The sequence below is a fragment of the Mycobacterium sp. SP-6446 genome (genome assembly GCF_001954045.1).
GTDB lineage: Bacteria > Actinomycetota > Actinomycetes > Mycobacteriales > Mycobacteriaceae > Mycobacterium.
Genome location: NZ_MBEM01000064.1, coordinates 125,541 through 134,089, shown reverse-complemented (window position 1 = coordinate 134,089; position 8,549 = coordinate 125,541). Strand labels below are relative to the sequence as shown.

Annotated in this window: 8 protein-coding genes and 1 pseudogene; 5 read left to right on the top strand and 4 right to left on the bottom strand. The window is 65.7% G+C overall.

Going from position 1 to position 8,549, the window contains the following annotated elements; all coding sequences use genetic code 11:
- Positions 1–203: pseudogene (locus tag A5736_RS05230) on the bottom strand (dihydrodipicolinate reductase); the annotation flags it as partial.
- Positions 204–367: 164 nt separating this feature from the next.
- Between A5736_RS05230 and A5736_RS05225 the strand changes: the two are divergent.
- From A5736_RS05225 to A5736_RS05215, 3 genes are all read left to right on the top strand, one after another.
- On the top strand, positions 368–1,429 hold the full coding sequence (locus tag A5736_RS05225; RefSeq protein WP_371328359.1) for a dihydrodipicolinate reductase: 1,062 nt from the start codon (positions 368–370) through the stop codon (positions 1,427–1,429).
- Between the two features lie 68 nt (positions 1,430–1,497).
- Positions 1,498–2,487, top strand: coding sequence for an LLM class flavin-dependent oxidoreductase (locus A5736_RS05220; RefSeq protein WP_076244903.1), 990 nt, complete (start codon positions 1,498–1,500; stop codon positions 2,485–2,487).
- Positions 2,487–3,683: a cytochrome P450 gene (locus A5736_RS05215; RefSeq protein WP_076244928.1), complete on the top strand. Its 1,197-nt coding sequence runs from the start codon at positions 2,487–2,489 to the stop codon at positions 3,681–3,683. The genes A5736_RS05220 and A5736_RS05215 overlap by 1 nt, the downstream gene beginning before the upstream one ends.
- Before the next feature lie 4 nt (positions 3,684–3,687).
- On the opposite strand, the gene A5736_RS05210 is transcribed toward A5736_RS05215, so the two are convergent.
- Positions 3,688–4,473, bottom strand: a complete 786-nt coding sequence (locus tag A5736_RS05210) for a spirocyclase AveC family protein (RefSeq protein ID WP_076244901.1) — start codon at positions 4,471–4,473, stop codon at positions 3,688–3,690.
- Between the two features lie 166 nt (positions 4,474–4,639).
- Here A5736_RS05210 and A5736_RS05205 point away from each other — a divergent pair, with 166 nt between their 5' ends.
- Together A5736_RS05205 and A5736_RS05200 are read left to right on the top strand one after the other, a co-directional pair.
- Positions 4,640–5,296 carry a TetR/AcrR family transcriptional regulator gene (locus A5736_RS05205; protein WP_076244899.1) on the top strand — a complete coding sequence of 219 codons (657 nt, stop codon included), beginning with the start codon at positions 4,640–4,642 and terminating at the stop codon, positions 5,294–5,296.
- 81 nt (positions 5,297–5,377) lie between these two features.
- Positions 5,378–6,217: a hypothetical protein gene (locus A5736_RS05200; protein ID WP_076244897.1), complete on the top strand. Its 840-nt coding sequence runs from the start codon at positions 5,378–5,380 to the stop codon at positions 6,215–6,217.
- A 58-nt stretch (positions 6,218–6,275) separates the two neighbouring features.
- On the opposite strand, the gene A5736_RS05195 is transcribed toward A5736_RS05200, so the two are convergent.
- A complete protein-coding gene (locus tag A5736_RS05195; RefSeq protein WP_254848287.1) occupies positions 6,276–7,523 on the bottom strand; it encodes an MFS transporter in 1,248 nt (415 codons plus the stop codon).
- Positions 7,520–8,506, bottom strand: a complete 987-nt coding sequence (locus tag A5736_RS05190; protein WP_076244895.1) for an alpha/beta fold hydrolase — start codon at positions 8,504–8,506, stop codon at positions 7,520–7,522. Before A5736_RS05190 ends, A5736_RS05195 begins: the two co-directional genes overlap by 4 nt.
- Positions 8,507–8,549 lie beyond the last annotated feature (43 nt).

The following is an 8,549-nucleotide window of genomic DNA, read 5'->3' as shown; positions in this document are numbered from 1 at the left end:
TGGGCGATCAGCGCGTCGGCATCGCTGGTGGCGGCGAGGCCGATCGGCTCGCCGTTGGCGAGTTCGCCGGCGTCCCTGCCGACCTTCTCCGCGGAGTGCACCCACACGCCGACCAGATCCAGATCGGGGCGTCGGTGGATGGTGCGGATCGCGATCGACCCGATGCCGCCCGTCGCCCAGACCACTACCCGCTGGGTCGTCATCCTGTTCCTCCTGTTAAGAGAGTAGGCACTATCCTAATGAACAAATCTTAGGTTATGGTGCTGTTGATGCTCACGCTGAGGTTCGACCTGCGTGCTCCGAGTTGGGCTGGGCCGGCCGCCGACTACGTGCGCCGCGGGCGCTCATGAGTAGGGAGGTGAACCCTATGCGTACCGTCGTGTGGTCGACGGGGGGAGTCGGGTCGATCGCCATCGATGCGATCCGCCGCCGGCCAGACCTGGAACTCGTTGGGGTATGGGTGCATTCGCCCGACAAAGTCGGCAAGGACGCCGGGGAATTGGCCGGCATCGAGCCGCTGGGTATCGCGGCTACCAACGATGCCGACGCGCTGATCGCCCTGGCGCCCGACGCGGTGGTGTATGCCGCGAGCGGTCCCGAGCGCGACGGCGCCGCCGTGCCCGACTACTTGCGGCTGCTGGAGGCGGGGATCAACGTCGTGTCGACGTCGTCGACGAGTCTGGTGTATCCGCCCTCGTATGTCGCGCCGGATTGGCGCGACCAACTCGAGGCGGCGGCGAGGTCCGGCGGCGCATCGTTCTACGTCTCGGGCATCTTTCCGGGTTTCGCTTCAGATCAGCTGGCGTTGGTCATGACTACGCAGTCGAAGCGAATCCGCAGTATTACGGCGAGCGAGGTCGCCCTCAACGACCATTACCCGGTGGCCGACGTGATGATGGACGGGATGGGCTTCGGCCGTGCCCTCGATTTCGAGCCCATGCTCTCGACGCCGGGGTTCATCGAAATGGCCTGGAAGGCACCGATATACCTGGTCGCGACCGGGCTCGGAGTCGAGGTCGAGCGCATCAACAGTTCCCTCGACAGGGAGCTGACCGATCGCGACATCGACGTCGCGTTCGGCACTGTCAAGGCGGGCACCTGCGGCGCGGTGCGGACCCGGGCGGCGGGCGTCGTCAACGGCCGCGAGGCCATCGTGATCGAACACATCATCCGAATGGCCCGCGATGTCGCGCCCAACTGGCCGACATCGGAGTGCGACGCGACCTATCGGGTCGACATCGAAGGTGATCCGGACATTCACTGCGTGATGACGCTGGGCGCGGCCGAGGGACACGGTGCGGGGCGAGCCGCCATGGCGGCCACAGCCATGCGGGTGGTCAACGCGATCCCGTACGTGGTCGATGCCCCGCCCGGGCTGCTCAGCTCGCTGGATATCCCGACGACCCTGCCGCGGGACGTCTTTGATTGAACGTTGACGCAGCTCGAAGCAGGCACGTAGCGTACGTGGACAAATATTAGGTTAGCTAGGAGTTGGGTGTGTTCACACTGCGTTTCGATATGCGCGCCCCTTCGTGGGGAGCGCCGCCAGCAGCGCTGTACGCCGCTGTGCCCGAGATGTGCGCATGGGCCGAGGAGCACGGTGGCCTCGCCGCCGTGCTGTGTGAGCACCACGGGTCCGAGGACGGGTACCTGCCGTCGCCAATGATTCTGGCGCCGGCCATTGCGGCGCGCACCCAACGTTTGGCGATGAACCTGATCCTGATTCTGCCGTTCTACGACCCGGTGCGGCTGGCCGAGGACATGGCGGTCCTCGACATCATCAGCGAGGGGCGGGCGTCCTACACCCTGGCGCTCGGGTACCGGCCCGAGGAGTTCGAGCACTTCGGCTTGGAAATCACCAAGCGCGGCAGGCTCGCCGACGCAAAGCTCGGGCTGTTGCGTCGGTTGCTCGCCGGAGAAACCGTTGACGACAACGGGCGTCGCATCGCGGTGACGCCCACGCCGCTGACCGTGGGCGGCCCGTCGATGATGTGGGGCGGTGGAACGTTGGCGGCAGCCCGCCGCGCCGGCAGGTACGGCCTGGGCATGCTGGGCAACGCCAACGAACCCGGCATGCAGGAGGCCTACGAGGAGGCATGCCGCCAGCACGGTCATACGCCCGGCCCGACGATGTTTCCCAGCCGTGACACCCCCTCGGTCGTTTTCGTCGCCGACGACGTGGACCAGGCGTGGGAAGAGCTCGGCGAGCATCTGCTCCACGACGTGCGGATGTATGCCGCGTGGAATCCCGGGGACGAGACGACGGCCGGTTTCTCGCACGTGGCCACGGTGGACGAGCTGCGCGAGGTGGGGAAGTCGCACGTGATCATCTCTGTGCCGGAAGCGATTTCGCGGGTGCGCTCCGGTCAGATGCTCAACTTGTCGCCGCTGTGCGGCGGCTTGCCGCCCGAAGTGGCGTGGCCCTACCTCAAGCGGGTTGGCGAGGTCGTGCTGCCCGAGGCGCTGACCGAGAGAAAGACAGGATGATGACCGGAGCGAGCGCGACCGAGGTTTACTACGACCCGTTCGATTTCGACATCGACGACGACCCGTATCCCATCTGGAAGCGGCTGCGCGACGAAGCCCCGCTGTACCACAACGACAAGTACAACTTCTACGCGTTGAGCCGGTACGAGGATGTCTCTCGCGAGCTGATGAACTTCGACACCTTCAGGTCCGGCCGCGGCACCACCATGGACATCATCATGAGTGGTGTCGAGGTTCCGCCGGGAATCATCCTCTTCGAGGACCCACCGATTCACGATCTGCATCGTCGTTTGCTATCAAGGGTTTTCACGCCGCGGCGGATGGAGGCGATCGAGCCGCTGACCCGTGCGTTCTGCGTTCGTGCGCTCGACCCGTTGGTGGGAACGGGAAAGTTCGATTTCGTCGAGAACCTGGGTTCGATGATCCCGATGCGCACGATCGGCTACCTGCTGGGCATCCCCGAAGACAGCCAGGAGTCGATCCGCGACCGCGGCGGTCGGCAACTCACCCTCAAAGACGGCACGTTCAGGCCCGCCACGAAAGAGTTTTTCGAGCAGAGCTATCAGATGTTCGCCGACTACATCGACTGGCGAGTGGACCACCCCTCCGATGACCTGATGACCCAGTTGCTCAACGCCGAAGTCGAGGAGGACGGATCGACCCGGCGCCTGACGAGGGTCGAGGTACTGCAGTACACCAGCATGATCGCCGGCGCGGGCAACGAGACCACGACGCGCCTGATCGGCTTCGCCGGCCAGCTGCTGGCCGAACACCCTGACCAGCGGCGGCAGATCGTCGAAAACCCGTCGTTGATCCCGATGGCGATCGAGGAGGTCTTGCGCTACGAGGCGCCCTCGCCGGTGCAGGCGCGGTACGTCGCCCGCGATGTCGAGTCTCATGGCACGACGATTCCCGAGGGCTCGATCATGTTGTTGCTCAACGGATCCGCAAACCGCGACGAGCGCAGGTATCCCGAGGGCGAGAAGTTCGACATCCATCGCGGCGACACCCATCTCAGTTTCGGCCACGGGCTGCATTTCTGCCTTGGATCGGCGTTGGCGCGCATGCAGGCGCGGGTCGCTTTGGAGGAGGTCATCAAGCGCTGGCCGGACTGGGAAGTCGACTACGCCAATGCCACCAAGGCACACACGTCGAGCGTGCGCGGCTGGTCGAAGCTGCCGGTCTTCACCGGCTAGACGCCTACTTGGGTTGGTTCGGGACGCCCGGGAACAACTGGCCCGTCGGCCCCGCGGTCACCCAGCCGCCCAGCTTCGTCACGAGATGTGGCGCGAAAACCGCGCCGTAGAGCACATTTCCGATGACGACGACGGCGACGATGGAAAGCACCGACGCTTGCAGACGACTCGTCGACCTCTTGTCGGCCCACGTCTCGATGACGTTTCGTCCCTCCGCGTCTGTCCGCCCGAGGAGGTAGGTGAAGACCATCATCTGGATGCCCATCGCAAGCGAGTCGTAGAGCGGGTACTGGTGTGTGGTCCCCTCGCGTATCGCGAGCCCGGGGATCACGCGGCCGTAATAGAAGACGCCGAGCTTCGCGCCCAGGAACCCGTTGAAGAGCAGCGCCCAACAGAAGCCGACGACGAGACCGACGGTCAACAGCGTTGTGGGCCTGCGCCATTGGAATTTCGCGCTCAGCCATCGCCCGAGCGCCGCGCCCGTCACGGCGGGCAGCACGAAGTAGGAGATGTAGCCGATCGGAACGAACAAGGGCAACCCACCCCACGTCATGTTCAGCGGCCACCACGACGGCATGCGGGGGATAGCGGGCGGGAACTGTGCGTACATAGCCCAGTCGTAGGGCGCCTCGATCCACGAGAACGAGATCGCCGAGATACAGAGGAGTAGGAGCGGGTGCACACGGCCCTGGCGAACGCTCAGATACGCACCTACCGCGGTAAATGCGATGCCCCCGACGATGGCGAAGCCACTGGCCGCCTGCATCAACGGCGTCATCCCGGTGCTCATTGGTCGCGTCCTTGACCCCGGCGTGCTTGCGGGTCGTAGCGAAGCACCAAGCCGAATATCAGGACGATCAGTCCGAACAGCGTGCCGAGCATGATGACAGCGCCCACGTCCGCACCCTTTCGCAACGAGGTCGATACGGTAGATAGTGGATGCTATCTTAAAAGACGTGTCCCAGCGACCCTCCACGACCAAGACGCCGCCGGCTGCCACGCGCCGACCCCGTGGCGCCCCGCGCAAGCTCCTGCTCGACGCGGCGCGAGATCTGTTTGCGCGTCAGGACTACCGCAGCACCACGACGCGTGAAATCGCCCAGGCTGCCGGCGTCACCGAACACCTGCTATTTCGCCATTTCGGTTCGAAGGCGGCGCTGTTCCGGGAGGCCCTCGTCCTGCCGTTCACCAGTTTCGTCGACGAATTCGGCCGGACGTGGCAGTCGGTTATCCCCGAGGAGACCAACGAAGAGGACTTGGCCGGGCATTTCGTCGGGCAGCTCTACGACGTGTTCGTCGAGCACCAAGGCCTCCTGTTGACGCTGATGACATCGCAGACGCTCAGTGCGGAGGAAATGGCCGACGCCGGCATTGCCGACGTCAGGCGAGCGCTGAAGGTGCTCGGCCGGATCAGCGCCGAGGGCATGCATTTGCGTGGGATGCGCGCGGATCATCCTGACCTGCCTGCCCATTCAACGGTCGCGATGATCGCCGGCATGGCCGCATTGCAGTCGACGTACTTTGGGACCAAGCAGCCGTCGAGGAAGGTGATCGTCGAGGAACTCGTCCAGGCGATCCTGCACGGCTTCCTGCACCGGGGACCTCGAACGTGACTGCAGCGTCACGTTCGAGCCCCAACGTGACTGCAGCGTCACGTTCGGGATCGTGTCGGAGGTGGGTGGCACCCTGCCGCCATGGCGGAACCATTCATCGGCAGTGAGGCTGTGGCTGCCGGCATCGTGACCCACAGCCAGTTGCGGCGTCGTTACACGCGGTTGTACCGCGATGTCTATGTCGCCACGGACGCTGAGCTGAATCCGGCGGTGCGGGCCCGTGGCGCTTGGCTCTGGTCGCGCCGGCGCGGAGTTATTGCCGGGTTCTCGGCGGCCGCGCTGCACGGCAGCAAATGGGTGGACACCACCCGGCCGATCGACATCATCCACGACAACCGGCACCCGCAACCGGGTGTCCAGGTCTGGGGCGACAGGCTGGAGCGCGACGAGTTCGACCTGATGGACGGCGTGCCGGTGACCACCGCCGCTCGCACGGCACTTGATTTGGCCTGCTGGTATCCCACGACGACGGCAGTGGCCGCTATCGATGCACTGGTTCGCGCCACCGAGCTGAAGATCGCGGACGTGGAGTTGCTCGCGGCTCGATATGGGGGACGGCGTGGGCTTGAGCACGCTCGCGTGTCACTCGACCTCGTCGACCCCGGAGCGCAATCGCCGAAGGAAACGTGGCTGCGACTAGTTCTGGTGCAGGCGGGTCTGCCTCGACCACAAACACAGATTCCCGTTAACGACGAATTTGGGGCGGTAGTTGCGTACCTCGATATGGGTTGGGAGGACGTCAAAGTCGCCGTCGAGTACGACGGCGATCACCACCGCAGCGATCGCTCGCAATACAACTGGGATATCAGACGATTGGAAAGACTACAGGCTCGTGGATGGATCGTTGTCCGAGTGGTAGCGGCTGATCGGCCCGCCGATATCGTTCGCCGAGTGCGGGCTGCACGCGGGCGGCGAACGTGACGCTGCAGTCACGCCGGAGCTCGAACGTGACTGCAGCGTCACGTTCGAGCCCCAGTCGTTAGGCCCGCGACGGCCGCAGCAGGCCCGAGGCAACGATCGCGACGGCCATCCACGCGGCCGCGTACCCGAAGGCGACCGCGGGCGAAACCACCGCGTAGAGCACGCCCGCGACGACCGTGGCCACCAGGTCACCCGTTGCCTGCACCGCCCCAAGCACACCGAATCCGCTGCCGCGCAATCGGTCCGGAAGCAACTGGGAAACGACGGCCGATTGGGTGGGTTCGGCCAGGCCGATGCCCGCTCCGGCGAGCGCGAAGCCCAGCGCGATCGCTAGTGCGCTGTGCGGGCCGGCCGCAAACACCGCATAGCCGATGACGTAGACGGCCGCGCCGGTGGCGAATACCGTGCGTGGGCCGGTCCCGTCGTACCATCGCCCGGCGGCCAGCGAAGCCGCAGTGGCGACCGCGTTGTGGAGCGCGTAGATCAGGATCGCCAGCGACGTCGCCGCGGTCACCGTCCGGTGCGGCGAGGTGAGTAGCTGGGTGGAACGCAGGATCAGCAGAGTCGTTGCGACGTTGCCGAATTCGAACAGCGCGACCGGCAGCAGCGCGCGCAGCATACCGGCGTCGCGCAGGGCGCCGAACTCAAATCTTCGCCTGGCCGGTCGGCCGTCGGTGTGGTTGCGGCGACGGGCCTCTCGCGCGGCCACCAGGATCGCGGCCACCGCGAACAAGCCCGGAATTGCGGCGAGGTACAGCGTGGGGCGGATGCCAACCCAGGCCACCAGCCCGGCAGCGAGCAGCGGGCCCACCACCGCGCCCAGGTTGTCCCCGGCGCGTTCGAGCCCGAATGCCCTGCCGTGTGCGGACTCGGGTATCAGAGACGCCAGCAGCGCGTCGCGCGACGGCCCCCGCATGCCGCGAGACACCCAGGCGAGGGCACGCAGAATCCCGACCTGCCATATCGACACCGCCGCGCCGATCGCCCCGGTCGCCAACGCGGTGCCCAGGTAACCGGCCGACGAAACCCGTCCTCGCCGGTCGGGATCGTTGGCGATTGGTCCGCCGACGAGCTTCATCACGCCGATCAGGGCGTCGCTGATCCCGTCGATGACGCCGAGTGCGGCCGCGGAGGCGCCCAGCGTGCCGGTCAGAAAAGCGGGCAGCACCGACGTGGTGGCCTCGTGGCCCGCATCGGAGAAGAAGCTCGCCGCTCCCACCGCCCCTACGCCGGGGGTAAGCCAACGCCCATCGTCGGCCTCGTCGATTACCGCGTCACGACGATCCTCGTCGGCGTAACCGGTCACGCGCTTTGATCCACCAGGACCGCGCCGTCGGGTCGATTCCCGAGCGTCTGCAGCGCAATCTCGTCACCCTGGGCCGTGAGGCGAACGATCTGGGCCAATTGGCCCGGGGCGTCGCACTGCAGATAGTGATCGGCGCTCGGAATCACCCAGTAGCGGTTTCGGCCGGGCTTGTCCTTCAGATACGCCTGCCAGACATGGTTGGGGACCCGCAGCGGCGAGACGTTGTCGTGCACGCCCCACACCACCGTGGTGTTGACTTCGCTCTTGGAAAGCGCTTCGAGCCAACTGGTTTCGTCGGCGGCGCGTTCGTTCAGGTACTGGATCGTGTCGGGCAAGACACGGATCCCGTCATTGTGGGCGAAACATTTCGCCAGCGCAGCGATCTCCGGGTCCTGCGCCGTCCGCCGCGGCATGAATGTGCTGGCGCCCAGGCCGGCCGCGAGCAGCTCCGGCGTCGTCGCCGCGGCGGTGGCGCGACCCGTGGCGGGGTCGAGCATCGCGGTTTGGAACGCGGTGAGGTTCGACAGGGGCAGATAAATGTTGGCGTTGGTCAAGATGAGGTCGACGGGCACGGCCGCTGGGCCTTGGGTTGCCAACATCTCCAGCGCGATCATGCCGACGCTGCTGCCGCGATCGTGGGTGAGGATGCGGTATTGGCTCAGGTTCCACACCTGGGTGATCGCGTAGACGAGCAGGCGCGCGTCGTCGTACAACGAATAGACGTACGGCTCCGGTGGTTTGTCGGACAATCCGTAGCCCGGAAAGTCCAGCAGATTGATGTCGAACTCGGCGCTCAGCTCATTTGACAGGGCGAAGTAGTCGATGCTCGACGTCGGAAAGCCGTGCACCAGTACCAGTGCGGGTGCCCCGGGTGTGCCGCAGCGGCGGCTGAAAACCGTGAGTTCCTGCCCGTCGTTGGCGGCGGTGGTCGACCGCCAACGAAGTTCGGTACTGCCCTTCTGCCACTCCGCGAAGATGTCCAAGCTGCCAGCATCCCAGAGGGAATCGCGGTTAGACAACACGTGT

Coding starts and splice junctions, on each gene's coding strand:
- A5736_RS05225 (WP_371328359.1), top strand. CDS start 368: ATGCGTACCGTCGTGTGGTCGACGGGGGGAGTCGGGTCGATCGCCATC.
- A5736_RS05215 (WP_076244928.1), top strand. CDS start 2,487: ATGACCGGAGCGAGCGCGACCGAGGTTTACTACGACCCGTTCGATTTC.
- A5736_RS05210 (WP_076244901.1), bottom strand. CDS start 4,473: ATGAGCACCGGGATGACGCCGTTGATGCAGGCGGCCAGTGGCTTCGCC.
- A5736_RS05200 (WP_076244897.1), top strand. CDS start 5,378: ATGGCGGAACCATTCATCGGCAGTGAGGCTGTGGCTGCCGGCATCGTG.